The sequence below is a fragment of the Exiguobacterium sp. RIT341 genome, from assembly GCF_000632205.1.
GTDB lineage: Bacteria > Bacillota > Bacilli > Exiguobacteriales > Exiguobacteriaceae > Exiguobacterium_A.
This window is the reverse complement of the sequence record NZ_JFYW01000001.1, coordinates 184,964-210,455: the sequence shown is the minus strand read 5'-3', so window position 1 is coordinate 210,455 and position 25,492 is coordinate 184,964. Positions and strand designations below refer to the sequence as shown.

The following is a 25,492-nucleotide window of genomic DNA, read 5'->3' as shown; positions in this document are numbered from 1 at the left end:
GACGGCCTTTTTTCATTCTTCATTCGCTTGGCTTAAATACTCAGCAACGGTTTCCGCTAATTTCACAGGCAATCCTGCCTCAGCCAACTGTTCGATCGTCGCACGTCTTAGACTACGCATCGACCCGAAATGACGGATCAGCTGTTGGCGTCGTTTTGGTCCGACTCCTGGTATCTCATCGAGCAAGGAACGGGTCATCCCTTTCGAACGAAGCGAGCGGTGGAATGTGATCGCGAATCGGTGGACCTCATCTTGCATACGCTGAAGTAAATAAAATGCACTTGAGCGAGGGCTGAGTTCGATCAATCGCGCATCTTCTCCAAACAACAACTGACTCGTCCGGTGTTTGTCATCTTTTTTTAATGAGCCGACCGGCAGGGATAGGCCGAGTTCATCTTGAATGACTTCTAAAGCAGCATTCAACTGTCCGACTCCTCCATCAATCAGGACGAGATCCGGAAGGCGCGCTCCCTCAAGTAACAAGCGTCGATAACGCCGACGAACGATTTCCCGCATCGATTCATAGTCATCCGGTCCTTGAACCGTCCGAATCTTGAACTTCCGGTATTCTTTTTTCAGTGGTTTACCGTCTTCAAAGACGACGAGCGCCGAAACGGCATCCGCTCCTTGGATGTTCGCATTATCGATGATTTCGATCCGTGACAATGGATGAACGTCGATCGCGTCAGCGAGTTCTTCTACTGCCTGAACGGTCCGTTTCTCATCCCGCGCGAGTAGTTCGAAACGTTCCGAAATCGCGTTTTCAGCATTTTTCGTTGCTAAATCAAGTAATTTCCGTTTTGATCCTCGGACCGGAACATGAATTTTGATCGAGAGCGCCTCTTTGAGCAGAAGTTGATTAACGAGTGGTGGTACATACAGTTCACTTGGTTTGATGTTCTTCTCATAGAACTGGACGATGAAACTCTCGAGTTCCTCTGCTGGTGTTCCGTAGATTGGGAAGAGCGAGACATCACGTTCAATCATCTTTCCGCCGCGGAGGAAGAAGACTTGGACACACATCCAGCCTTTATCAACGTGGATCCCGAATACATCGCGTGATGTCAAATCTGCTGTAATCATGTTTTGCTTGTTCATGATCGACTCAATGGCTCGGACCTGATCCCGTAATTCTCCGGCACGCTCGAATTCCATCGTCTCAGCTGATTCCGCCATCTTGTGCTTCAAGCTTTCGACGAGTTCCTTCGTGTCTCCGGACAAAAAACGTCGAATTTCCGAAACGAGCGCTTTTTGTTCCGACTCGAGATTCGGTATTTCGCATGGACCGAGACACTGACCGATATGGTAATACAGACAGAGCTTCTTCGGCATCGGCTGGCATTTGCGTAGCGGATATAAACGATCTAACAGACGTTTCGTTTCGTTCGCTGCATATGCATTCGGGTAAGGACCAAAATAATGTCCGCCATCCTTCTTCAACTTACGCGTCGTAATCAAGCGCGGATATGTCTCATTCGTAATCTTCAGATAAGGATAGGATTTGTCATCCTTCAACATGATATTGTACTTCGGATCATGTTTCTTAATAAGCGTCATCTCAAGCAATAACGCTTCTAGTTCACTCGCTGTAATAATGTATTCAAAATCACGAACTTCCGCAACGAGGCGTTCCGTCTTGATATCATGTGCTCCTGTGAAATAGGAACGGACACGGTTCTTGAGATTTTTTGCTTTTCCGACATAAATGACTTCACCAAATTCATTTTTGTGTAGATAACATCCCGGCTCATCAGGCAAAAGGGATAATTTCGCTTTGATATGTTCTTGATGTCCCAAATAAATGTCTCCTTTCACCGTTTTTAGTTTTATTCGTTCGGGTAAATACCATACATTGATTATGACATACGGAGGATGAAAAATGCGTACATATGATTGCATTGTGATTGGAACAGGTTCCGCTGGAAATCAAGCGGCTTATAAATTTGCTGAAAAAGGACTACGTGTTGCCATCGTTGAAAATTTCACGCCAGGGGGCACATGTGCCCAACGTGGGTGTGACGCTAAAAAAATTCTGCTGACGGGTAGTGAGACGAAGGATGCGGTCGAGCGCTTGCTCGGATATGGCGTAAAGGGATTAATTTCAATCGATTGGCGCCAGTTGATGGAGCGCAAGAATGAATACACGCGCGCCATTCCGGAACAAACACGAAAACGATACGAGGAAACGGACATCGACTATTTCCACGGCGAACCCCGCTTCGTCTCTTCACACCGTCTCCAAATTGGTGAAGAAGAAATCGAAGGGAAACAATTCCTGATCGCAACTGGTTTACGCCCTCGCGAGTTATCTGTACCCGGTAGTGAACGTTTTATAACGAGTAATGAATTTTTGGAACTAAAAGACCTCCCACGTCGACTCGTCTGTATTGGTGGCGGGTACATCTCGTTCGAGTTCGCGCATCTTGCTCGGATTGCTGGTGCAGACGTCACGATTGTTTTACGTTCTAACCCCTTAAAACAATTCGAGAGTGAACTCGTCGATGTCTTACTCGATGCTACGCAAGCACTTGGCATCTCGATCATCAAAGAAGCAGAGGTCGTCGCTTACGAAGAGGAATCACTTCGTTTATCGAACGGTGACGTGTTGAAGACGGACGTCGTCTTGAATGCGACTGGACGTGTCGCAAGTATCGACCAACTCGGACTCGAAGAAATCGGTGTTTCCCATAATGAAAAAGGAATCCATGTCAATGCGTACCTGCAGTCTTCTGTCGAACATATCTATGCCGCAGGAGATGTCGCTGTCAGCGGGAATCCCGCGTTGACGCCGTTTGCTGGAACCGAAGGACGACTCGCTGCCGATAACATGCTCGAAGGGAATAACCGGAAACTGGAATTGCTCCCTGTACCTAGCGTCGTATTCACTGCGCCGAACCTTGCCCTCGTCGGTGAAACTGAAGTTTCCTTAAAAAATGCAGGTATTCCGTACCGTGGTCGTTTGATTGATACGTCCTCTTGGCAAACGAACGCACGCATCAAGGATAATTTTGCTCGGGCGAAAGTGCTCGTGGGGGAAGATGATCAAGTACTAGGCGCACACTTCATTGGTGTCAATGCGGCGGAACTCGCAAACTATTTCTCGTTTGCGATGCAACACCGGATCCCTAGTACTTCGATGCAACAGACTGGATTTGCTTACCCGACACCTGCTTCAGACATTGCTTCGTTATTCGAGGATTGATAGGAGGCTTTTTGATGATTCAATACGGCTATACGATTTTATACGTTGAAGACACTGCACGGACGCTGACATTCTATCGAGACGTTCTTGGCTTATCCGTCAAAGCGGAGCACGGAAGCTACATTGAGTTCGAGACCGGTCAGACAACACTTGCCTTCAATACTCGTGAAGACGTGCAACGGTTGATTCCGGATTACACGATCCCAAGCGGAAAAGCGCAGCAGACGTTAGAGATTGGTTTCGTCACGGATGACGTCCCTACGCTTTTTCAAAAGGTGGAAGCTGCCGGATACAAGACCGTACTCACGCCTGTTGAAAAACCATGGGGGCAAGTCGTTGCGTACGTGCTTGATCCGGATGGTCACTTGATTGAACTTTGTACGCCAATGTAATCTAAAAAAAAACAGACCGTTCTGCCTGTGCAGAACGGTCTGTTTTGATATGCAAGAAAGAATTAGTTAGATGTTTCAACGAATTCTTTAAGTGCGTCTTTTGGCATGAAGCCCATTGTTTTGTTGACAGGTTGTCCATCCTTGAAGAGAACGAGCGTCGGGATACTTTGAACTTGGAATGCTCCAGCTACTTCTGGGTTTGCATCCACGTCAACTTTAACGATTTTTACATCTTGCATGTCAGCATCGAGTTCTTCAAGAACTGGTGCGAGCATACGACATGGTCCACACCATGTTGCCCAAAAATCAACAAGGACGAGTCCTTCTTGTGTTTCTTCTTTAAATGATTGGCTAGTTGCGTGTACGATTGCCATTGATTATAACCTCCTAATGAGTAGATCAACCCGTTAAAAAATGGGTGATCTCTTTATTGATTCGAGTATATCATAGCAGTCTCTTCCAACAAACGAAACTGCTCACGCGAAAAATCCGCAAAAACAACCGGCACCATGATAATGGCACCGGTCTTCAAACTTATCCGTGAACGAGCATTTTTTTGAATTCAGCTGTCAATAACGGTACGACGTCAAACAAATCTCCGACGATCCCGTAGTCCGCGACAGAGAAGATGTTCGCTTCTGGATCCTTATTGATCGCAACGATCACTTTGGCATTCGACATCCCTGCTAAGTGTTGGATCGCACCCGAGATCCCGCACGCGATATAAAGATCCGGTGTAACGACTTTCCCCGTCTGACCGATTTGAAGCGCATAATCGCAGTAGTCTGCATCACAAGCACCACGCGAAGCACCCACTGCTCCTCCGAGGACATCTGCTAGTTCTTGTAACGGTGCGAAGCCGTCCGAACTCTTGACGCCTCGTCCACCTGCGACGATGACTTTTGCCTCTGATAAATCAACGCCGCCTGTTGCTTTGCGTACGATGTCTGCGACGATCGTCCGTAAATCCTTCAGTTCAACCGTAACCGACTCGACCGTTCCTTGTGAACTCCCCGTTTCGAGCGGATCGATGTTGTTCGGACGGACCGTAAAGAGTGTCTTGCCTTCTGCGACTTTGACTTTCTCGAATGCTTTCCCTGAGTAGATCGGTCGGATGAAAGTTGCTTCCGCGCCTTCCCCTTCAATCGCCGTCACATCACTGATTAGACCGGCTTGCAGTTTTGCCGCGATCTTCGGTGATAAATCCTTACCGAGCGACGTATGACCGAAGACGAGCACGTCGGGTGACGTCCGGTTCATCAACTCGAGGAAGACTTGTCCATAACCGTCTGGCGTGTAGTGTAGAAGACGCTCATCCTCGACGACGAGGACTTGGTCCGCTCCGCGTGATGCTAATGCGTCGGCATCCTTTGCGACATCGTGTCCAATCAGGACCGCGATGACTTCATCCGCGACACGTCGCGCTGCTGCGATTGCCTCAAACGACACATTCCGTAAACTACCATCCCGTGATTCTGCGAGTACTAATGCTTTTGTCATTCGTTTCTCCCCCTTAGACCACTTTTGCTTCGTTACGTAATAATGATGCGAGCTGCGCGACTTGCTCGTTTAGTTCACCTTCGAGAATCTTACCGGCTGCTTTGTTCGGTGGTAAGAAACGTTCAATCGTCTCTAGACGTGGTGCGAGTTCATCTTCATCGAGTTCGAGATCATCGAGTTCGAGTTCTTCAAGCGGCTTCTTTTTCGCTTTCATGATCCCCGGAAGACTTGGATAGCGTGGCTCATTCAGTCCTTGCTGCGCAGTCACGAGTAACGGAAGTGTTGTTTCAATCGTTTCTGTATCCCCTTCAGCGTCACGTGTCACGACAGCCTTCGTGCCGTCGAGTTCGAGTTTTGTGATCGTCGTCACGTAAGGAATATCGAGCAATTCTGCGACGCGTGGTGCCACTTGACCACTTCCGCCATCAACTGCGACGTTTCCAGCGATGATAAGATCGACTGTCTGTTCTTTTAAATAACCAGCAAGTACTTCAGAAATCGTGAAATGATCCGCCTCTTCGATGTCATCCTCAATCGAGATGCGTACTGCTTGATCCGCTCCCATTGCGAGTGCTGTTCGTAATTCTTTGTCCGCGTCTTCCGGACCGACCGTCACGATCGTCACAGTTCCCCCTTGTGCATCACGGACACGAATCGCCTCTTCTACCGCATATTCATCATATGGGTTAATGATGAACTCAGCCCCATCCTCATCGATTTGACCATTTTCGAGTTGGATTGCTTCTTCCGTATCGAATGTGCGTTTCAACAGTACATAGATTTCCATCTCATGCTCCCCCTTATCGTCTATTCACCATCATTCTTTGTATCCGCTTACATAATTGTTGTCATGAAAAGGGCTTAACTCAGCCCTTTGATCAACATCCGATGGATCCCGTCGCGTGTCTCAAGCAACTCATATTTGAATCCACTTGCCATCCAGCTCGTCACGACCTCATCGATTGTTCCGAAGATCATCTGACGCGCTAATCGATAATCGAGTTCGTTTGAAAACTCGCCTGTCGTCATCCCGTGCTTGATGACACGGTCAATCAGATGCAGGTACGGTTTCAAGACGGCGGCAATGTTTTGGCGCATGTCTTGATTGGATTGACGTAGCTCGATTTGCGTGACGACAGCCAAATCATAATCAACGGATAATTGCTCAAGATGTGCCTCGATCAATGCGGCCAATTGTTCTGTCGCTGACGTGTGATTCGCGATTTGTCCTTCGGAATATTCGATGAAACTTCCCATTTTCGCTTGGAATAGCGAAATCAGCAGGTGTTCTTTATTCTTGAAGTACAGATAGATCGTTCCATCCGCAACACCGGCTTCCTTTGCGATGGCGGTCACCTTCGCTCCATGGTAGCCGTTTTTAGCGATGACTTTTACGGCGGCATCAATGATGCGGTCACTCTTTGACATTGTTCGTTTCATTCCACTATCTCCTAACGCATAAAATGAATGATGGTTCATTCATATTTATTCTATCATGCCATTTTGTCCTGTCAACTGCTTTCTTCGAGTTGTTTGGCACGTTCTTCTTCAATAAGAACACGACGGAGAATCTTCCCGACGAACGTCTTCGGTAACTCTTGTCGGAATTCGTACTGCTTTGGCACTTTAAATGACGCTAACTGTTTACGACAGAATTGATCAAGCTCTTCTTCTGTGACCGTCATCTCATCCTTGACGACGATGAACGCCTTGACGGTCTCTCCACGATAGGCATCCGGAACACCGATGACGACGGCTTCCTTGACGGCCGGATGCTCGTACAAGATTTCTTCGACTTCACGTGGATAAATATTAAATCCGGAAGCAATGATTAAATCCTTTTTCCGATCAACGATCCGGAAGTAATGATCTTCGCCGATATAGCCAAGGTCTCCCGTGTGCAACCAACCGTTTCGAAGAACAGCTTGCGTCTCTTCTGGTCGTTTCCAGTATCCTTTCATGACTTGCGGACCTGTGACGATGATCTCACCGATCTCACCAGGAGTTGCGGGTGTCTCTCCATCCGCTTGGACGATTTTCGCTTGCGTATCGGGTACCGGAATACCAACCGTTCCAGGAATCCGGCGATCCCAGATACAGTTCGTATGAGTCACCGGACTCGTCTCAGACAAACCATATCCTTCAACGATTCGTCCGCCCGTTAATGCTTCGAATTTTTCCTGGACTTCGACCGGCAGTGGAGCTGAACCTGAAATACAAGCTTCGATTGAAGACAGATCATATTTCTTTAGCTTCGGATGGTTCAACAGACCGACATACATCGTCGGTGCACCAGGGAACAGATTTGGTTTTTCCTTATGAATCATTTTCAATACTTGTTCGATGTCGAATTTTGGAACGATGATTTGCTCATAGGCATTAAAAATACCGAAATTGAGGTTACATGTCATGCCATAGACATGGAAATACGGAACGACAGCTAACAGTTTTCGTCCATCTCCCCGCTCATATTTATAAAACCATTTGTCGATTTGCTCGACATTCGCACTCAGGTTATAGTGCGTCAGCATGACACCTTTTGGAGCACCTGTCGTTCCACCCGTATATTGAAGAACCGCGACATCTTCTTTCGGTTGAATCGCAACCGGTGTAATCGGTTCATAACCACGTAGCGATAAAAATGGAATCGAACCCGTCGTATCGATGACGATGTTGTTATCTTTCCGTGCTTTAATGGGATACAGTTTATTTTTAGGGAAGGGAAGATAATCCGCGATGCTTGTTGTCACGACCGTTTTGAGTGCCGTCGCCGCTTTGACGCGAGATGCTTTCGGATAAAGTAGGTCGAGGGTCACGAGCAGATGTGCACCTGAATCGATGAGGATCTGTTCGAGTTCACGGTCCGTATAGAGCGGATTCACCTGCACGACGATTCCACCAGCATAGAGGACAGCATAATAACTGATCATATACTGGGGACAGTTCGGTAACATCAGTCCGACACGATCTCCTTTTTTGAGGCCATGCTCTTGAAGTAAACTTCCGAGTGCATGTGCTTCGTCGCACACTTCACGAAACGTCATACGTTTCCCTAAGAAACTTAAGGCACGTTGTTCTGGAAAATCAGTCGCTGCCTCATCAAGTGCCTGATAAAGAGGTATTTCTCGGTAATCAATCGATACGGGTACTTGCTTTGGATAATCAGATAACCAAACGGATTCCATACGTTTCCCTCCCTGATAATGAATTACTATTCATTTTCATTATACGTTGATTTGAATTCGACATGCCAGTAAAATCCAAAAAAAGAAATTGAATCTGCTTGTTTTTTTGGTTATTTCAATCAAAATTTTAATACTAAAAAAGCAGCACCTCCCTTTCTCGATTTCCGAAAAAGAGAGGTGCTACTTTTGAATCCATATTACCGGGAGGGATATGTGAATCCTTCCCCGATGACTTCTCGCACTTTATGAATGACGACGAAGGCGCGGGGATCCGCTGCTTCGACGATTTGTTTCAACGGTGCCAGTTGTCGTTTATCGACGATCATATACAACATGTCATTCTTTTGTTTCGTGAAATGACCATGACTGTGGATGACAGTTGCGCTACGTCCGAGCGTCTCCGTCAGAATCGTCGCGATTTCTTCTTGGCGATGGCTAATGATCGTGACCGCTTCGCGGACATTCAATCCTTCGCTGACGAGATCAATCAAATACGAACCGATGATAATCGCAATTAACGTGTACAGCATCGTCTCTTCTCCAAATAGAAAACCTGACGCACCGACAACGGCGACATCGATGATGAACATCGAGACTGCGATACTGAGATTCAAGTATTTATTCATCAGTCGAGCGATAATGACACCACCGCCCGTCGTTCCTCCCGCACGAATGACGAGTCCGATTCCGACACCAATCAAAATACCCGCATAGACCGTACCAATCAAACGGCTATCCGATGATGTCGCAAGGTTTGCTGTCGAAGAGAGGACAAACGATGTGACGGCGACTGAGATGACTGAGTAAAGCATCGTCTTCCGGCTAAGGAATCGATAACCGACAACGAACAGCAAAGCGTTCGCAAGTAAGGAGACAAGTCCCGTATCCCAACCGTAAAGATAGTAGAAAATGACCGTGATCCCAATCAATCCACCTTCTGAGAGATCATTTGGAATCGTAAAGTAGTTGATTCCAAAGGCGAGAATCGACGACCCGATGATAACCCAGAAGATGTCCTTCCAAGAAATCAATTGCATCGCCTCGAAAGCACGGCGTCTCGTTTCTGTCGTTGTTGATGTTTTTCGTACGTTCATATGCGTTCCTCCTTTTTTGATTAGGCGTGGCTCAATAAAAATTCCGTACTGAAACGATGTCAGTACGGAATGATCACACGGTAAGACCGGTTCTTTTAATTAAATACAATCCAGAGGATACCGACAACCAAAAAGGCGATCGAAACCCCGAACATGATTTTCGCTAAACGTTCTAACACGGATTCACCCCACTAACGCTGATCCGATGACGTAGGACATGCCGATCGATAAAGCGCATGAAATGATACCGACAGCAATGTTGCCATTCTCGATTTCACGGTCTACCGGCAAATTCGGTGTCAGGAATTCAAAGATCCAATATGTCGATATCAACAATAAGAAGCCAAAGGCACTTTCAAGAAATATCGACCCGACTCGTTCTCCCCCTTGAACAGCGAAATGAACGATATTGGCGAGTCCGATGATTTTTCCACCTGTTGCTAACGCAACGGCGATGTTGCCACTCTTGATATGTTCCCAGTTTTTATACCGGGTTGTCAACTCAAAAAGTGCAAGCCCCAAAATGATCAGTAATCCCGCGACCGAATAGAGCGCTGTCGTATAGACATAGACGTTCTCAAAAATGTTCATCTTGCTTTCCTCATTTCAGTTCGATGATCGTCACACCGTGTCCGCCTTCACCTTGACCACCTAACCGGTGACCTTTGACGTGACGATGACCTTTCAAGAATTCTTGGACACCTTGTCGCATCGCTCCCGTACCCAAGCCATGAATGACACGGATGTGGTCGTAGTTCGATAACAAGGCTTGGTCCATGAAGCGTTCGAGCTTCGACAACCCTTCTTCGACACGCACGCCACGTAAATCCAGTTCAGCCGAAGGTGTCGATTGTTTCGTCACACTCGTTCCACCAGAGCGCCCTTTCGTTTGTGGACGTTTTGGTGTACTGCCAACCTTCGCGAGATCTTCTGGTTTGACGTTCACCTTCATGATGCCGACTTGGACGGTATACTCGCCGTTCGCCTGTTGGTTGATAATGTAGCCTTTTTGATTGAAGGTCGTGACTTTAACTTCTTCGCCTTTATCAAATCGCGGCGTTTGGTCGTATTTTGCTTTTACTTTAGCTATCCGCTTCTCTTGCAGACTCGGCTTCGCATCTTCGAGTCGCTTCCGCGCCTCGATCAGTTCATGCTCTTTGACGGCACCAGCGTCTCGTAATTCCTTCAGACGTTTGATGACGCCTTCTGCTTCTTTTTGAGCGCGTTCGACCGCACGTGTTGCTTTTTCTTCCGCTTTTGCCAGAATTTCGTTTTTCTCTTCCTGGATCTCAGCTTGTTCTTGCTCGAACTGCTCTCTCTCTTCGACAAGTCGTTTTTTCTCTTCTAACAACTGTGCCTCTAACGTTTCAGCCCGCTGTTTCGCTTCTTCTAATCGTTCGATCATCGTCTCGACAGACTGTGCGTCGCTACCGATTTGACCACGTGCCGCGTCGATGATCCGGTCTTCGAGTCCAAGACGTTTTGAAATCTCGAACGCATTCGAGCGTCCAGGTACACCGATGAGTAAGCGATAGGTCGGACTGAGTGATTCGACATCGAATTCCATCGACGCATTGACGACCCCTTCTCGGTTATAGCCGTACGCTTTTAATTCTGAATAGTGCGTCGTCGCTGCCACACGTGCTCCGCGTCGCTTCACTTCATCAAGAATCGCGATTGCTAGGGCAGCCCCTTCTGTCGGATCCGTTCCCGCACCTAACTCATCGAACAGTACTAGACTCATAAAATCGATTTTTTCCATCATTGAGACGATGTTCGTCATGTGTGAACTAAACGTCGATAAGTTTTGTTCAATCGACTGTTCATCCCCGATATCGGCATAAATCGCATCAAAGACACTGAGCTCCGTCTCATCTGCAGCTGGCACGTATAGTCCCGATTGCACCATCAATTGCAAAAGACCGATCGTCTTTAAGGTAACTGTTTTACCGCCGGTGTTCGGACCGGTGATGACGAGTGACGTAAAATCCCCACCCAGTGATACGGTAATTGGTACGACTTCCTCTTTCGGGATGAACGGATGCCGTGCTTCCTTCAGAATGATATGGCGGTTTTCGTTCAAGCGTGGCTCGACCGCTCCAATCTGATGACCGTATAATGCTTTTGCCATGATGAAATCAAGTTCTGCTAGTACATCCAGATTGATGCGTAGCGAATCACCAACGCTACCGACAAGTGCCGATAGTTGTGCAAGAATTCGTTCGATTTCCGCCCGTTCTTTCAAACGCGCTTCTTGAATTTCGTTGTTCGCAGAGACGACAGCTTGCGGTTCGATGAACAACGTTGCTCCAGAAGCCGACTGATCGTGGACGATTCCGCCGAACGCTTGACGGTATTCTTGTTTGACCGGTACACAATAACGATCGTTTCGCATCGTCACGATGGCGTCAGACAGCATCTTCGCTTTACTACGTAAGACGTTATCGATTTTTGAACGAACTTGTCCTTCGAGCGAGCGTAACTGACTGCGTAACGCTCGTAATTTATCACTCGCTGAGTCTTGGACAGTCCCTTGATCGTCGATGGCATGGCGAATCCCCTGTTCGATCTCGACGAGCTTCGTGATTTGCTCGATTCGACTATCAAGGCGCGGTAATCGTAGATCCGCATGGTCTTCGTGTAGCCGTTCTTGGAACGCCTTCACTTGACGTCCCGAGTAGACGACGTCTGCGACGGCTAGAAGTTCACTCGTCGAGAGGACAGAGCCAATCTCTGCCCGTTTGACTTCACTTCGGACGTCCGTCAATCCACCGAACGGATAACGGTCACGCAACCGGTAGACCGTCGTTGCTTCCGTCGTGACAGCTAACAGTTCCTTGACCTGCTCGAAGTCTTCCGCCGGACGCATTGCCCGGACGAACTGTGCTCCGAGTGAACTAGCCGTGAAGGCGAGCATGTTTTCTTTTAACTTCTCATATTCTAAAACGCGTAATGCGTTGGCATTCATTTAATCCACTCCTAAACGTTTTCGACCGAAGAATTCGAGTGCTTCTTCAACAGACCACGTATTGATGACATCAGACGCCTCCAAATAAGCTTTACGAGCATGGAGGACTCCAAGTTTCATATCTTCTAACATTTCTGGTCGGTGTGTATCCGTATTAATTAAAATCTTCACGCCGGCAGCCTTCGCTTTCGCAAGCGAACTTGCCGTTAAATCAAAACGTGCTGGATTCGCGTTCATCTCAAGCGCTGTTCCTGTCTCCGCTGCTAGTTCGATCAATCGATCGACATTGACGGCGTATCCTTCTCGTCTTCCAATGATTCGTCCCGTCGGATGAGCAATCAAGGAAACATAAGGATTACGACAAGCATTCTCGAGCCGCTGCATGATCTCTTCTTCCGTCTGATCGAACTTCGAGTGGATCGAGGCGATGACATAGTCCATTTCTTTTAAGAACTCATCTTCATAATCAAGTGATCCATCGGGCAAGATATCCATCTCGACACCACATAAAATTGTCATATCGGGATGTTTCTCGCGTGCCGCTTCGATTTCAATACGTTGTGCACGCAGACGTTCTTCCGTTAATCCATTGACGAATTTCATATATTTACTATGATCCGTGATCGCCATCCATGTATATCCGCGTGCAGCACAGGCATCGACTAGTTCTTCAACAGACAACGTACCATCTGACCATGTCGTATGCATATGAACATCGGCTTGAATATCTTGTTCCGTCAAGAGACGTGATAAATCTTGCTCGAATTCATGACGTCCCGCTCGTAATTCAGGCGCGATGAACGGTAAATCATATCGCGCAAACAATTCTTCTTCTGTGTTCGGTTGCACTAATCCTTGCTCGGTCTCGACACCATATTCAGAAATACTCTCTCCTCGCTCTTTTGCGAGTTGGCGCATCCGGACGTTGTGATCCTTCGAACCCGTAAAGTGATGTAATGTAGATGCATACGCCGCATCATCCACGATTCGGAAATCAACCGCGATATAATGAACGTCTCGTTTTAAGATGAGCGATACTTTCGTGCTGCCAGCTGCGATGACTTCATCGATGAGCGACAGTTCTAGAAGCTGCTCCTTGATTCGTTCCGGTTCATCCGTTGAGAGAATGAAATCAAGGTCCTTACACGTCTCTTCTGCTCGACGGAAACTTCCTCCAACTTCAAAACGAATGATTGCCTCAAACGATGCAAGTGTCTGATTCAATTCAGCGACGATCTTTCGCATGACACCGTATGGTAATCGCTCCGGTCGTGTTTCAAACGTTTCAAGTGCTTTAACGTACTTCTCGACCGTCTTCTTGCCGAATCCAGGCATCGCTTCGACTGTACCATCTGCTAATTTCTCTGCAAAGGAATCTGCATCAATGACGCCGACTTCATGCAGTTTAGCGAGCTTTTTTCCACCAAGACCCGGAATCTTCAATAAGGCGATCAATCCTTCTGGCACTTCTTGTTCGAGTTCTGTCAGTGCCGTGCTCGTTCCCGTTTCCCGATATTCCTCTAGAACAGCAGCCGTTCCTTTCCCGATCCCCTTCATCGCCGTGAAATCCTCGATCGCCATGAAGTCAGCATCGGATGCTTCGAGAATACTTGCTGCTTTCCGAAAAGCATTAATCTTAAATGGATTTTCCCCTTTGACCTCTAGGTAGACCGATATCCGTTCCAAATGACGCATCGCATCTTGAATCGTACGCATGTGCAGTTCTCCCCTCAAAAAAAGCTCCCAATCGTGGGAGCCTGTTTATTTTATCAATCCAACTTGATCCATCAGCCAGTTCGCAAGAAGCGGGGTGTGCTGGATAATGAAGCTTGCTAAACTCGAGTCCGCGATCGCATCCTGTATCGATTGGATTGGAACGAATGCCGCTAAGAACAAGAGCAGGAAGATGAAGATGTACATCTCGATGAAACCAAAGACGCCACCTAATAACCCTTTGACTTGTTTTAGAATCGGGACATTCGTCAACGAATCAAACATCGACAATAAGATCGATAAGATGATTTTTGTACCGAAGAACAGGACGACGAACCAAAAGGCTTTGTAGAACACCTCATCGAGTCGTGCTGAACTTGGAATCGCGAACATCGTCAAATCGATTCCCGCATCATCCAGTGTAGACGGATATGGTACCCACAATCGGAATTTCGTAGCCAGTTCCTCATAGAACGACAGTGCAACGATGAAGGAAATGATCAGGCTGAGCAAATGACCGGCCTGCAACACAACTCCCCTTCGGACCCCTGTCATGACACCTAAGGCGAGAAGTAATAAGATAACGAGAGAAATCATAGTTTATAGTTCACCCAAATTCTTTTTAATTTTTACATAATCACTACCAATATTAAGCGCCGCTAGGACGGCGATTTGACGAACGTCGAGTTGTGGTGCTTGTTCTCGGATTTCTCGAATCTTCGTATCTACGAGGAGACCCACTTCGCGTACGTGTTCTGGCGACTCCGTTCCGACAATCGTATAATCATTGCCTGCGATATGAATCGTCGTCCGGTTCAACCCTTCTGAATCAGCCATTTTTCTGTCCTCCTCATACTTTGCTTCTTTCATATAGTACCATCATTTTCGTTTTAGGAAAAGAAGTCCCCCATCGGTCTTAAGGATGGTATGCTTAATCCCGGAAAGGGAGGTTAGCCTATGGGAACGACCGTTTTACGCTTATCTAAAGAAAAACAGGACTTAGTCATACAGAACTTCAAACAGAACGAGATGAAGTCTCCTCCGTATGCCCGTTTTGCTGCTAAGATTCCTGGTTGTGTCATCACGATTTATAATTCTGGAAAAGTGATGTTTCAAGGACCGCAAGCCGAAGCTATCGCTACACGTTTCGGTACGGCTTCGCCGACTAAGTCGAAAGAACCACTTGTTTCAACGTTACCGAATGGTTTTTCGGAATGGTCCGTCGTTGGTAGTGACGAAGTCGGGAAAGGCGATTTCTTCGGTCCACTCGTCGTCGCCGCTTCCTTTGTTGATCGAAAGCAGATTGCACTTCTTCACGAACTCGGTGTCCGAGACTCCAAACATTTGAACGATATCGAGATTCGTCGAATTGCTCGCGATCTCCATGCTGTCATTCCGTACACATATCGTATTCTACATAATCCAGAATACAATCAGATGCAACGGTCGATGACTCAAGGAAAGATGACTGCCCTGATGCATAATGATGTAATCGAGCGGCTTCTTGACCAACTGGAGACGAAACCAGAAGCGATTTTAATTGATCAGTTCGCCGAAAAAAGTGTCTATTATAAACACCTATCTGGTGTCGTGAATCCTGTTCGAGAAAATGTCTACTTCTCGACTAAAGCGGAACAACTTCATGTCGCCGTCGCTGCTTCATCCATCATCGCTCGTGCGATTTTTCTCAAGGAAATGGACAAGTTAAGTGAGTCAACAGGTGTCGTCATTCCTAAAGGTGCTGGCGCCAAGGTTGACCAAGTCGCGGCTTCACTGATTTTACGTTATGGCTCTGACAAACTTCGTGACTGGACGAAAGCTCATTTTGCGAATACAAAAAAGGCACAACAATTAGCTACGAAACGAAACCGACCATGACCCTTGCGGAATGGTCGGTTTTTAAATGACGGATTCTCCTTCAGACAGCCGTTCTAGTTCCGCAAGCAGTATATGTTTTTCATTAAAAGGAATCGTTTTAGTTCCGATTCGTTCCACCTCATCATGCCCTTTTCCGACAATGACGACGCGTTGTCCTCGATGTGCGAGATGCGCGGCTTGTACGAGTGCTTCATGACGAGACGTGTGACACCCAATTAACCGCTCTTTCGGAACATCAACAATTAACTCATCGATGATCTGATTCGGAGCCTCTGATCTCGCATCATGAACAGTTGCTATGATATGTTCGCAATATTTACTTGCGATTCGTCCCATCTCCGCTCGTTTTGATCGGTCCCGCTCTCCAGCTGCACTCAAGACAATCGATAGCGACTCGCCTATATAAGTAAGTGCCTGTAAACATTTTTCTAGACCATCTGGGGTATGCGCATAATCGAGATAGATTTCGCAAGAAGTCCATTCCAGTCGTTCAAGTCGTCCTTTCGGTAACTCCAGTTCTGGAATATGACGAATCAGTGCATACAGATTGGCATTGCCTGCCCGCAATAATCCCATTGCTGCCGCTAAATTCGCCGCATTGAATTCACCAAGTAAAGCTGTCGGTACACGTGTCGTCGTCTCATCGATCCGGACATTGATGGTGTCGGTCAGCCATTCGACTGCGATTTGTGACGTCCGGTGTGGTTGCGTCGTATACCAAATAACTGGTTGCAAAGGTGCGGCATCTCGCATGACACGACTCCAACCGTCTTCTCGATTTAAGACGATGGTCTGTCCGTTTGACGCAGCAACTTGTTGAAATAACAAAGCTTTCGTCTTGGCGTACTCTTCCATCGAATGATGATAATCAAGATGATCATGCGATAAATTCGTAAAGGCTGCCGAATGGAAGGAAACTCCCTCGACTCTCCCTTCAGCAAGCGCATGAGAAGACACTTCAATAATACAATCCGTGACGCCTTGTTCAACCATCTCGAACAATAATCGATGCAAAATGATCGCTTCGGGCGTCGTATTTGGCGTCTCGATGAGTTCTTCATCGATCCGTGCACCGACCGTGCTGATCATGCCGGCTTTCACACCAGTCGCCCGAAAGAGATCGTACGCTAATTTCGTTGTCGTCGTTTTTCCGTTCGTTCCTGTTACACCATAAACACGCATTTTTTGACTCGGTTGATTATAAAAGCGATTCGCGACTTGACCCGCAAGTCGTTTTGTATCCGATACGATGATGATAGGAACTGGACAGTCGGGAAACGGCCGTTCAGCCAAAATTGCCACAGCTCCATTTTCGATTGCTTGATTGATATAATCGTGACCATCAACGGTGTAACCGTTGATACAAATAAACAGTCCATTCGGTTTGATTTGACGTGAATCGGTGGCGATATTCGTGATCAATGGATTGATTGCTTCATTTATAGGAATTGGCAATAATTCAGTCAGAAGCTTCGCTAGTCGATTCATGATGTACTCTTCCTTTCTTCTCTCTATGTCCAAATAGTACAGTCAACTTATCGTAAGAGTAAGCACTCGATGTTTTAAGTTGAACAAATACCCTTTTACGGAACATACCCCGTTCGAGCATTGCTTAATCTTTTTCATTTAAGAACCTCATTCCTGTTAATACATGCACGAAGTTTTTTCATCTTGCACCTCTCACCCAGCTTTGATACACTCTTAAGGTTAACTAGTTAACTAAAGGAGAAATAAAAATGCTTTATACCCAAGAAGATGTCCTCGGACAATTATCCAAAGTATCACGTCTCGTCAAACGAGAAGTTGATGCTACCTTAGCTCCATATTCCTTACATACGGGTCAATGGGCGCTATTGAAAGCAGTTGCGTTATTACAACCTGTTTCACAAGTTCAATTGGCACATTATTTGATCATCGAAAAACCAGCTGTGACAAAAACCGTTTCACGTCTTGAGACACTCGGATTCATCACTCGAACGAAAGAAGGACGAACACACTTCGTCTCGTTGACACCTTTAGCCATCGAACGGTTCGACCAAATCGACGCTGCTGTCCAAGAGACACATCAACGATTACTTGCCACCTTCCCCCTTACCGATCAGCAACAACTCGGTGAATGGATGACACACTTACTCACTCTACATCGACAGGAGGAATCCTCATGACCACTCGATTATTTTCACGTCATTACGTCATGACGTTGGTCATCAATCTATTGCTCTTCATCACGTTTTACCTACTCAATGCCTCACTGCCTTTACTGGCTGCTAAGCAGTTTCCAGTCTCTGCTTCAGCACTCGGATGGATTGTGACGAGCTTCATCCTGGCAACGGTCTGTTCTCGTCCATTGATTGGTCACTGGTTGGATCGTTACGATTTGAAGCGCGTCTTGATGATCTCTGCGACTCTCTTTACAATGATGAGCATTTGTTACCTGCTCGTCCTACCACTGGAATCATTCTTCTATTTGATCATCATCCGTATCATTCATGGTTTTAGTTTTGGGATGTTGTCTTCTTCAATCAGTCTCGCTGTCACGACATTGATCCCAAAAACACGTCAAGGCGAAGGTATGGGATATTTTGTACTATCGATGAACTTGGCATCCGTTCTTGGTCCTGTCATCGGTCTAACCTTTATTCAAGAAAAAGCCTTTGCTCTTTATTTCGTCACGGTTGCTGCCCTAGCCATCATCGCCTTATTGTTAATGATGCGTTTGCCACTAACAAGCCAACATATTCCAAGCACATCCGCATTTCGTTTAAGCCAGTCTCTCTTTTTATCGCGTCCACTTTTGTTAGTAGCGACCCTTTTGGCAGGCGTTGCAATTTCTAGTACTTCAGCGTTCATTTCACTGTATACGGACTCGATCGGACATGTGGCATATGCTTCTTATTTTTATGCGTTAGTTGCTCTTGGAATGGTCGGGATTCGACCAATTGCCGGAAAACTGTTCGACCAGCGGGGTGCCGCATTCGTGTTATTGCCATCGTTTGTTCTTTATATGATTGGCTTTGTCATTCTCGGCATGTATCCTTCTTTTGCCGGTTTATTGACTGCTGCCGTCATCATTGGTGTCGGTTCGGCGTCTATCTTCCCGGGTCTTCAAACCGTCCTCTTGAATTTCGCACCTCCCGCACAGAAAGGGAAAGCCATCTCGACCTTTTTCCTTGCTTACGACACGGGCTTCGGAATCGGTGCCTTGATTCTCGCCACAGTCGCAAGCGGTATCGGCTATTCGAATATGTTCTTATCCTGTAGTCTAATCGTTCTCGTAAGTGGTCTACTGTACTTTATCTTTACGAAACGACAAGCTACATCATCTGAAGCAGAAGAACTAGCTTCTTAAATCTATCTCGTCAAACTAAAACAGCCACCTTCCTCTAAGAGGAAAGCGGCTGTTTTTTTCATTCTGATTATGCACGAACTGATTATGCACGAAGTTCCGCATTGAAAGTTTCTTTCACTGCATCAACGACTCGCTGTTGCGCTGTCGTAATCTCTTCGTCGACGAGCGTCCGTTCTTTGTTTTGGTAACGAAGAGAGAAGGCGAACGATTTTTCATGTTCTCCAACGTTCTCTCCCGTATAGACATCGAATAATTCGATTGCCTGTAGAAGTGGACCGGCCGCCTCCGTCATGACATCGACGATTGATTGTGCCGTCACTGATCGCTCAACGACGATTGCTAAGTCACGTGTCATCGATGGGAAACGTGAGATTTCCGAGTAGACCTGTTCTTCCTTCGAACGCAATGCCATTGCCTCTAACTCGAAGACGTACACTTCTTTTAGACCATACTGTTCTTTTGACAGACCAGGATGCACTTGACCGACGAATCCGATTGCTTCTCCATCAAGCAGAATACGTGCCGTCCGCCCTGGGTGCATCGATGGAATGCTCGCTGCCTCAAACGTCAACGTGATACCAGACGCAGATGCGAGTGTCTCGACGATTCCTTTCATGACGAAGAAATCTGTTTTAACAAGTGTGCCATGAGCACGGTGTTGTTCTGATACACCAACTGCGACACCACCAATCATTTCTTGTTCGATTGGAAGTGTCTCAAGTGAAGCATCTCGTTGTAGATAAACACTACCGAGTTCATAGAATGCGACATCTGCATGCTGTCGAGCGACGTTATGTTGTGCGACTTCAAGGAGTCCCGGAATGAGTGATGTCCGCAATGTCGAACGTGCTTCACTGATTGGCATCGCCAGTTTGACTGGATGCAGATCTTCCCGTTCATTGAATTGCATCGCGCGTTGCTCGCTCGTCAATGAATACGTGATCGCTTGTGAGAGACCCGCTCCCTGCAATGTCCGACGTAAATGACGACGATGGATGTTCCGTTTTGGTAAGAAACCACGGCTCGCTTCAGACGGTAAGCTTGAAGTCAGTGCATCATATCCATAGAGACGTGCGACCTCTTCCGCTAAATCAGCCGGAATTTTCAAATCTTGGCGGCGAGTCGGTACGCTGACCGTCAAGGCATCCCCCGATAATTCAACACCGAGACCAAGACGTTCGAGTAACGTTTGCATGACCGTTCCTTCAATTTCCATACCAAGACGATGATTGATGTACGAGACACTCGCTTCAATCAAATGATCGTCAAGCTCGAGCGTTCCGGCTTGAGCGACACCGGCTTGAACCGTTCCACCCGAGAGTTCAGCAATCAAAGCTGCAGCACGATCGAGTGCTAACAAGACACGACGTGGATCGACACCTTTTTCAAAACGCGCACTCGAGTCAGAACGGAGTCCAAGAACACGGCTCGTCTTCCGGACAGAAATCGGTGCGAAATAAGCAGACTCTAAAATGATCGATGTCGTATTACCGTCCACTTCGGTATTTGCTCCACCCATGACTCCAGCAAGCGCGACCGGGCGTTCACCGTCTGTGATGACGAGCATCGAAGAATCAAGTGTCCGCTCGACTTCGTCTAACGTCGTGAATGACTCCCCTGCACGTGCTTGACGCACGACGATTTGTTTCCCGAGTTTTTCGGCATCGAATGAATGAAGCGGCTGACCTGTTTCAAGTAAAACGAAGTTCGTGACGTCGACGACGTTGTTGATCGGACGAATGCCGTTCGCGATCAAGCGGTTTTTTAACCAAGTCGGTGATTCTTGAATCGTCACCCCTTGGATTTCTCGTGCCGCGTAGAACGAGCAGTCTTCTGAATCAAGCGTCACTTCTACTGTCGTCGCTGGCTCTGCTTCTTTGACTTCAACGACCGGGAAAGTCGGTGTCGTGTCATAAAGCGCGGCCACTTCGTGTGCGACACCATACATGCTGAGACAGTCCGAACGGTTCGGTGTTAAGCCAAGTTCGAGGATTTCGTCGCGAAGACCGAGTAATTCCAAGACGTCTTGTCCTGGTGTGACTGGTTCACGGAACGTATGGATCCCGTCCTGCTCATCTTCTCGGATATATTTTTTTTCGAATCCGAGTTCTTCGAGTGAACAGATCATCCCTTCCGAGACGACACCGCGCAATTTGGCACGTTTAATTTTAATCCCTGGCAAGCGAGCTCCGACACGCGCGACGATGACATCTTGTCCTGCTTCGACGTTCGGTGCACCACAAACGATTTGAACTGGTTCGTCTTGTCCGATGTCAACTGTCGTAACGTTTAATTTATCTGCTTCTGGATGTTTTTCTTTCGTTAACACACGTCCGACGACGATGTTGTTTAACGCTTCATCCCGGACATCGACGCCTTCGACTTCGATTCCACTCTTAGTAATCAAATCAGCCAGGTCTTGTCCTGATGTATGACTGACATCCACATATTCGTTCAACCATTGTTTTGAGACTAACATCTGCGTTCCCCCTTAAAACTGTTCGCTGAAGCGAACGTCATTCGTATAGAAGTGGCGAATATCATCGACACCGTATTTCAACATGGCAATCCGTTCGATGCCCATTCCGAATGCGAAACCTGACATTTTCGTGCTATCATATTCGGCCATTTCGAGAACGTGAGGATGAACCATTCCAGCACCTAGAATTTCAATCCAACCCGTCTGTTTACAGATGTTGCATCCTTTACCGCCACATTTGAAACACGAAACGTCGACTTCGACGGACGGCTCCGTGAATGGGAAGAAACTTGGACGTAAGCGGACTTCACGCGCTTCACCGAACATCTGCTTCGCAAAAGCCTCAAGCGTTCCTTTTAAGTCTGCCATCGAAATCGATTCTCCGACGACTAGTCCTTCGACTTGCATGAATTGGTGCGAGTGCGTCGCATCATCTTCATCCCGGCGATAGACTTTACCTGGGCAAAGAATACGGATTGGTTCCCCTTTAGAAGCGAGCATCGTCCGCGCTTGGACTGGTGACGTATGCGTTCGCATCAAAATTTCTTCCGTGATGTAGAATGAATCTTGCATATCACGTGCTGGGTGATCCTTCGGCAGATTCAACATCTCGAAGTTGAAAAGATCTTGCTCGACTTCTGGTCCTTCGGCAATCGTATAACCGAGTCCGACAAAGATGTCTTCGATCTCATCCGTCACCTGTTGCAAGAGGTGCGCATGACCGACCTTTTTCGGACGACCTGGTAAAGTGACGTCAATTGCTTCCGCTGCTAGTTTCGCATCCATTTCTTGTTGTTTGACAGCTGTCAGACGTTGTTCGAGTTGCTCTTGGATCGCTTGACGGACCGTATTAGCGATCTCACCGACGACTGGTCGTTCTTCCGCTGATAACTTTCCCATTCCTCGTAATACTTCTGTGATTGGTCCCTTTTTCCCGAGATACTTGACTCGGACGTCATTAAGATCTTTTTGTGTTGTTGCCTGATCGACTAATGTCAACGCTTCATCGCGTAATGCTTCTAATTGCTCGCGCATCTTTCCCACTCCTTTAGTTGAAGATATAAAAAAACGTCCCTCCGGCAAATGCCGAAGGGACGATGTAAACACCGTGGTACCACCCTTGTTTGACTTTTCAATCGAAAAGTCCTCCAATTGCGCGATAACGGGCGCATCCCGTCACGATCTCTCGTGCGACTCCGGAGTGAATTCGGTTAGCAGATTCACGAAGCAGTTTTCAGTCTATGACTGCCTCTCCCTGATTGAATCATTCCCTAACGTACTCTGTTCCATCAACGTCCATGATGTATTCCTGATGTTCACTTTAGCATGAACGCTTGTCGGTTTCAATCCACGCTTGCAAAATGATAGAGCAAAATGCCAGCCGCTACTGCCGCATTCAATGACTCCGCTTTACCGCGGATCGGGATGTAGGCACGCTCATCACAATAAGAGAGCAATTCTGGCGCAACGCCTTGTGCTTCGTTCCCGATGATCAAACCGAGTGCATCCATCGGTGCGATCGTTTGATAAGACGTTGCTCCTTCTAACGCCGTGCCGATTACCGCAATTCCTTGCTCGTGCAGTGCATTGACTGCCTCTTCGAGCGACATGGAGATGACAGGTAGGTGGAACAGCGATCCTTGGGTCGCACGGATGACTTTTCCGTTATAGACGTCAACTGTTCCCGGTCCGACGACGACACCATCGAATCCAGCTGCGTCAGCTGTCCGAATCATCGTCCCGACATTCCCTGGATCTTGCAAACGATCGAGTAACAAATAGCGTCCTCGTTCTAATTGTGCCGAAGCTTGTTTCATCTCACAGACAGCGAAGATGCCTTGCGACGTTTCCGTCTCAGCCAGTACTTTGATGACGGCTTCATCGATCGTAAAGACATCGGCATTTCTTTTCCAAGAACCTGGTACTTGGTACGATTCACGCACGATCAATTCCTTGACGATTCCAGCGCGAACCGCCTCTTCAATCAAGTGTTCTCCTTCGATCAAGAAACGGTTCGTCTGCAGACGTCCTTTTTTCGTTAAGAGTTTTTTCCATTGTTTAACGATTTCGTTCTTTGCTGATGCGATGTGCTTCATTATTTTATTACCCCTCGTAGATCGCTTGGACGGTCTCCGCATCAAGACGTTTTGTGACAGCAACGACTAAATCGACGGCTGCCTCGAAATCGGCTTTATGCATGATTGAGACGTTCGTGTGCAAGTAACGGATCGGTACAGTCAATGCAAGTGATGGAACACCTGTATTAGACAAATGGAATTTCGCTGCATCCGTTCCGCCACCTGGCGTTAAGTCCAGTTGATACTTGATATTTTCTTCTGTTGCGACTTTCGTCACGAAATCGATCAATCCACGATGTGCGATCATCGTTGCATCGAACATGATGACTTGAACGCCTTCACCTAATTTAGACAATGCTTCACGATCGGTCATTCCTGGCGTATCACCTGGGATACCTGTATCGACTGCAAAGGCGATTGATGGTTTCAGCAGGTGTGCGACGGTTTGAGCCCCACGTAACCCGACTTCTTCCTGAACAGTCGCTCCTGCGAAAATCGTGTTCGGATGACCGTCTGCTTTTAAGCGTTTGATTGCTTCGATTGCGATGGCACAACCAATCCGGTTGTCCCACGCTTTTGCCATCAAGAAGTTCTCATTTTTCATCACAGTAAATTCGCAATGTGGAACGACCGTATCACCCGGACGAATTCCCCAACCGTCGACTTCTTCTTTTGATGAAGCACCGATATCGATGAACATATCTTTAATGTCGACCGGCTTATTGCGCGCTTCCGGTGGTAAAACATGAGGTGGTTTTGCACCGATTACACCTGGAATGACTTCACCAGATGACGTTACAATGTTCATACGCTGTGCCAAGAGGACTTGACCCCACCAACCGCCGAGTGGTTGGAAACGAAGGAATCCTTTTTCATCGATCTTCGTGACCATGAATCCGACTTCATCCATGTGACCAGCAATCAATACACGTGGTGCATCTTCGCCTGCGCCTTTATGTTCAGCAAACAGACTACCGAGACCATCCTGGTGGAATGCTTCTGCATGAGGTTCTAAATATTCACGCATGAGGCTTCGGACTTCTTTTTCGTTTCCCGGTACACCTGTTGCGTCCGTGAGACGTTTTAGCATATGTAATTGTTCGTTCATCTGATTTCCTCCTTAGTAACCGTTGTCTTGTCGCACATGGTTTGCTTCATTTTTAGAAATGTAAGCCTTGAAAATCATATCCTGTGTAAAGCCTAGTGTAGCACCTAATGCAAGGTATGCACCAATCAGAACATCATAACTTTGTTCCGTCCGCGAAATCGCAAAAACGTTCGTTTTGTTATAGACGTCTAAAAAAGCATCTGTTGCTGTCAAATAGAAGTCACCTTCTGTAAAATGACTCTTCTTGTACTCAAGCGCTAGACCTAGTGAGAGTAGAAAATGGACGCCATCGACATATTCCTCAAGAATTGTGACTTGAGCGGATGGTCCCTTGTTCGACCAGAACTTAAAGCAACGTGTCTCGTTCGCAAGTTCACCGAGTTCGACCAATAAGGCAAGCAGACGCTCGTCGAATTGATTGCCTGTTAATTGATGTTCTGACTGAATCCGTTTATCCAACTGTTCTTGCATCTCAAAAAGTGTCAACCAATCCATCTTTAATTCTCCTTCTATCTAAAAAAATCATATGACCGTCTCATCGACGTG

The 25,492-nt window shown here is 47.1% G+C and carries 23 protein-coding genes; 5 read left to right on the top strand and 18 right to left on the bottom strand.

Going from position 1 to position 25,492, the window contains the following annotated elements:
• Positions 1-12: 12 nt before the first annotated feature.
• Entirely contained in the window at positions 13-1,797 is a 1,785-nt protein-coding gene (gene uvrC / locus BW42_RS01040; protein ID WP_035406379.1) for an excinuclease ABC subunit UvrC, read from the bottom strand.
• Between the two features lie 82 nt (positions 1,798-1,879).
• Between uvrC and BW42_RS01035 the strand changes: the two genes are divergently transcribed.
• Positions 1,880-3,202, top strand: a complete 1,323-nt coding sequence (locus BW42_RS01035; RefSeq protein WP_035406377.1) for an NAD(P)/FAD-dependent oxidoreductase — start codon at positions 1,880-1,882, stop codon at positions 3,200-3,202.
• 11 nt (positions 3,203-3,213) lie between these two features.
• Positions 3,214-3,594, top strand: a complete 381-nt coding sequence (locus BW42_RS01030; RefSeq protein WP_035406375.1) for a VOC family protein — start codon at positions 3,214-3,216, stop codon at positions 3,592-3,594.
• A 62-nt stretch (positions 3,595-3,656) separates the two neighbouring features.
• Here the strand turns inward: BW42_RS01030 and trxA are convergent, their stop codons facing one another.
• The 11 genes from trxA to zapA form a co-directional block, all read right to left on the bottom strand.
• Positions 3,657-3,968, bottom strand: a complete 312-nt coding sequence (gene trxA, locus BW42_RS01025; RefSeq protein ID WP_023468994.1) for a thioredoxin — start codon at positions 3,966-3,968, stop codon at positions 3,657-3,659.
• Between the two features lie 160 nt (positions 3,969-4,128).
• Positions 4,129-5,094, bottom strand: a complete 966-nt coding sequence (locus BW42_RS01020) for an electron transfer flavoprotein subunit alpha/FixB family protein (protein ID WP_035406372.1) — start codon at positions 5,092-5,094, stop codon at positions 4,129-4,131.
• Positions 5,095-5,107: 13 nt separating this feature from the next.
• Positions 5,108-5,881 carry an electron transfer flavoprotein subunit beta/FixA family protein gene (locus tag BW42_RS01015; protein WP_035406369.1) on the bottom strand — a complete coding sequence of 258 codons (774 nt, stop codon included), beginning with the start codon at positions 5,879-5,881 and terminating at the stop codon, positions 5,108-5,110.
• A 74-nt stretch (positions 5,882-5,955) separates the two neighbouring features.
• Positions 5,956-6,534 carry a TetR/AcrR family transcriptional regulator gene (locus BW42_RS01010; RefSeq protein WP_052018985.1) on the bottom strand — a complete coding sequence of 193 codons (579 nt, stop codon included), beginning with the start codon at positions 6,532-6,534 and terminating at the stop codon, positions 5,956-5,958.
• A 71-nt stretch (positions 6,535-6,605) separates the two neighbouring features.
• On the bottom strand, positions 6,606-8,279 hold the full coding sequence (locus BW42_RS01005) for an AMP-binding protein (protein ID WP_035406363.1): 1,674 nt from the start codon (positions 8,277-8,279) through the stop codon (positions 6,606-6,608).
• 197 nt (positions 8,280-8,476) lie between these two features.
• Entirely contained in the window at positions 8,477-9,373 is an 897-nt protein-coding gene (locus tag BW42_RS01000) for a YitT family protein (RefSeq protein ID WP_035406360.1), read from the bottom strand.
• Positions 9,374-9,556: 183 nt separating this feature from the next.
• Positions 9,557-9,964 carry a DUF350 domain-containing protein gene (locus BW42_RS00995; RefSeq protein WP_035406358.1) on the bottom strand — a complete coding sequence of 136 codons (408 nt, stop codon included), beginning with the start codon at positions 9,962-9,964 and terminating at the stop codon, positions 9,557-9,559.
• Between the two features lie 10 nt (positions 9,965-9,974).
• Positions 9,975-12,341 carry an endonuclease MutS2 gene (locus tag BW42_RS00990; RefSeq protein ID WP_035406355.1) on the bottom strand — a complete coding sequence of 789 codons (2,367 nt, stop codon included), beginning with the start codon at positions 12,339-12,341 and terminating at the stop codon, positions 9,975-9,977.
• Positions 12,342-14,057 (bottom strand): DNA polymerase/3'-5' exonuclease PolX, encoded by a 1,716-nt coding sequence (gene polX / locus BW42_RS00985; protein ID WP_035406352.1) that lies wholly within the window; start codon positions 14,055-14,057, stop codon positions 12,342-12,344.
• A 45-nt stretch (positions 14,058-14,102) separates the two neighbouring features.
• On the bottom strand, positions 14,103-14,651 hold the full coding sequence (locus BW42_RS00980; protein WP_035406349.1) for a CvpA family protein: 549 nt from the start codon (positions 14,649-14,651) through the stop codon (positions 14,103-14,105).
• Positions 14,652-14,654: 3 nt separating this feature from the next.
• On the bottom strand, positions 14,655-14,891 hold the full coding sequence (gene zapA, locus BW42_RS00975; RefSeq protein ID WP_029342308.1) for a cell division protein ZapA: 237 nt from the start codon (positions 14,889-14,891) through the stop codon (positions 14,655-14,657).
• A 120-nt stretch (positions 14,892-15,011) separates the two neighbouring features.
• On the opposite strand from zapA, the gene rnhC reads away from it, so the two are divergent.
• Positions 15,012-15,932, top strand: coding sequence for a ribonuclease HIII (rnhC, locus tag BW42_RS00970; protein WP_035406344.1), 921 nt, complete (start codon positions 15,012-15,014; stop codon positions 15,930-15,932).
• Between the two features lie 21 nt (positions 15,933-15,953).
• Here the strand turns inward: rnhC and BW42_RS00965 are convergent, their stop codons facing one another.
• Entirely contained in the window at positions 15,954-17,420 is a 1,467-nt protein-coding gene (locus BW42_RS00965; protein WP_052018984.1) for a UDP-N-acetylmuramoyl-L-alanyl-D-glutamate--2,6-diaminopimelate ligase, read from the bottom strand.
• 248 nt (positions 17,421-17,668) lie between these two features.
• On the opposite strand from BW42_RS00965, the gene BW42_RS00960 reads away from it, so the two are divergent.
• Positions 17,669-18,097, top strand: coding sequence for a MarR family winged helix-turn-helix transcriptional regulator (locus BW42_RS00960; protein WP_035406341.1), 429 nt, complete (start codon positions 17,669-17,671; stop codon positions 18,095-18,097).
• Positions 18,094-19,281: an MFS transporter gene (locus BW42_RS00955; RefSeq protein ID WP_035406338.1), complete on the top strand. Its 1,188-nt coding sequence runs from the start codon at positions 18,094-18,096 to the stop codon at positions 19,279-19,281. Before BW42_RS00960 ends, BW42_RS00955 begins: the two co-directional genes overlap by 4 nt.
• Positions 19,282-19,363: 82 nt before the next feature.
• Here the strand turns inward: BW42_RS00955 and pheT are convergent, their stop codons facing one another.
• From pheT to BW42_RS00930, 5 genes are all read right to left on the bottom strand, one after another.
• Positions 19,364-21,760: a phenylalanine--tRNA ligase subunit beta gene (gene pheT / locus BW42_RS00950; protein ID WP_035406335.1), complete on the bottom strand. Its 2,397-nt coding sequence runs from the start codon at positions 21,758-21,760 to the stop codon at positions 19,364-19,366.
• Between the two features lie 12 nt (positions 21,761-21,772).
• Entirely contained in the window at positions 21,773-22,795 is a 1,023-nt protein-coding gene (pheS, locus tag BW42_RS00945) for a phenylalanine--tRNA ligase subunit alpha (protein ID WP_035396564.1), read from the bottom strand.
• Positions 22,796-23,103: 308 nt separating this feature from the next.
• Positions 23,104-23,856 (bottom strand): RNA methyltransferase, encoded by a 753-nt coding sequence (locus tag BW42_RS00940; RefSeq protein ID WP_035406333.1) that lies wholly within the window; start codon positions 23,854-23,856, stop codon positions 23,104-23,106.
• Positions 23,857-23,863: 7 nt separating this feature from the next.
• Complete coding sequence (locus BW42_RS00935; protein ID WP_029342316.1) at positions 23,864-24,946, bottom strand: M42 family metallopeptidase; 1,083 nt, start codon at positions 24,944-24,946, stop codon at positions 23,864-23,866.
• 12 nt (positions 24,947-24,958) lie between these two features.
• Positions 24,959-25,441, bottom strand: coding sequence for a dUTP diphosphatase (locus BW42_RS00930; protein WP_035406331.1), 483 nt, complete (start codon positions 25,439-25,441; stop codon positions 24,959-24,961).
• Between the last annotated feature and the right edge of the window lie 51 nt (positions 25,442-25,492).

What these genes read in the sequence shown, in the direction of transcription:
- BW42_RS00965 (WP_052018984.1), bottom strand. Translation starts at nt 17,420, where the DNA reads ATGAATCGACTAGCGAAGCTTCTGACTGAATTATTGCCAATTCCTATA.
- rnhC (WP_035406344.1), top strand. Translation starts at nt 15,012, where the DNA reads ATGGGAACGACCGTTTTACGCTTATCTAAAGAAAAACAGGACTTAGTC.
- BW42_RS01000 (WP_035406360.1), bottom strand. Translation starts at nt 9,373, where the DNA reads ATGAACGTACGAAAAACATCAACAACGACAGAAACGAGACGCCGTGCT.
- BW42_RS00980 (WP_035406349.1), bottom strand. Translation starts at nt 14,651, where the DNA reads ATGATTTCTCTCGTTATCTTATTACTTCTCGCCTTAGGTGTCATGACA.
- BW42_RS01005 (WP_035406363.1), bottom strand. Translation starts at nt 8,279, where the DNA reads ATGGAATCCGTTTGGTTATCTGATTATCCAAAGCAAGTACCCGTATCG.
- trxA (WP_023468994.1), bottom strand. Translation starts at nt 3,968, where the DNA reads ATGGCAATCGTACACGCAACTAGCCAATCATTTAAAGAAGAAACACAA.
- BW42_RS00990 (WP_035406355.1), bottom strand. Translation starts at nt 12,341, where the DNA reads ATGAATGCCAACGCATTACGCGTTTTAGAATATGAGAAGTTAAAAGAA.
- BW42_RS01010 (WP_052018985.1), bottom strand. Translation starts at nt 6,534, where the DNA reads ATGAAACGAACAATGTCAAAGAGTGACCGCATCATTGATGCCGCCGTA.
- BW42_RS01035 (WP_035406377.1), top strand. Translation starts at nt 1,880, where the DNA reads ATGCGTACATATGATTGCATTGTGATTGGAACAGGTTCCGCTGGAAAT.
- BW42_RS00935 (WP_029342316.1), bottom strand. Translation starts at nt 24,946, where the DNA reads ATGAACGAACAATTACATATGCTAAAACGTCTCACGGACGCAACAGGT.
- BW42_RS00995 (WP_035406358.1), bottom strand. Translation starts at nt 9,964, where the DNA reads ATGAACATTTTTGAGAACGTCTATGTCTATACGACAGCGCTCTATTCG.
- pheS (WP_035396564.1), bottom strand. Translation starts at nt 22,795, where the DNA reads ATGCGCGAGCAATTAGAAGCATTACGCGATGAAGCGTTGACATTAGTC.
- BW42_RS00930 (WP_035406331.1), bottom strand. Translation starts at nt 25,441, where the DNA reads ATGGATTGGTTGACACTTTTTGAGATGCAAGAACAGTTGGATAAACGG.
- BW42_RS00960 (WP_035406341.1), top strand. Translation starts at nt 17,669, where the DNA reads ATGCTTTATACCCAAGAAGATGTCCTCGGACAATTATCCAAAGTATCA.
- polX (WP_035406352.1), bottom strand. Translation starts at nt 14,057, where the DNA reads ATGCGTACGATTCAAGATGCGATGCGTCATTTGGAACGGATATCGGTC.
- BW42_RS00940 (WP_035406333.1), bottom strand. Translation starts at nt 23,856, where the DNA reads ATGAAGCACATCGCATCAGCAAAGAACGAAATCGTTAAACAATGGAAA.
- zapA (WP_029342308.1), bottom strand. Translation starts at nt 14,891, where the DNA reads ATGGCTGATTCAGAAGGGTTGAACCGGACGACGATTCATATCGCAGGC.
- BW42_RS00955 (WP_035406338.1), top strand. Translation starts at nt 18,094, where the DNA reads ATGACCACTCGATTATTTTCACGTCATTACGTCATGACGTTGGTCATC.
- pheT (WP_035406335.1), bottom strand. Translation starts at nt 21,760, where the DNA reads ATGTTAGTCTCAAAACAATGGTTGAACGAATATGTGGATGTCAGTCAT.
- BW42_RS01015 (WP_035406369.1), bottom strand. Translation starts at nt 5,881, where the DNA reads ATGGAAATCTATGTACTGTTGAAACGCACATTCGATACGGAAGAAGCA.
- BW42_RS01020 (WP_035406372.1), bottom strand. Translation starts at nt 5,094, where the DNA reads ATGACAAAAGCATTAGTACTCGCAGAATCACGGGATGGTAGTTTACGG.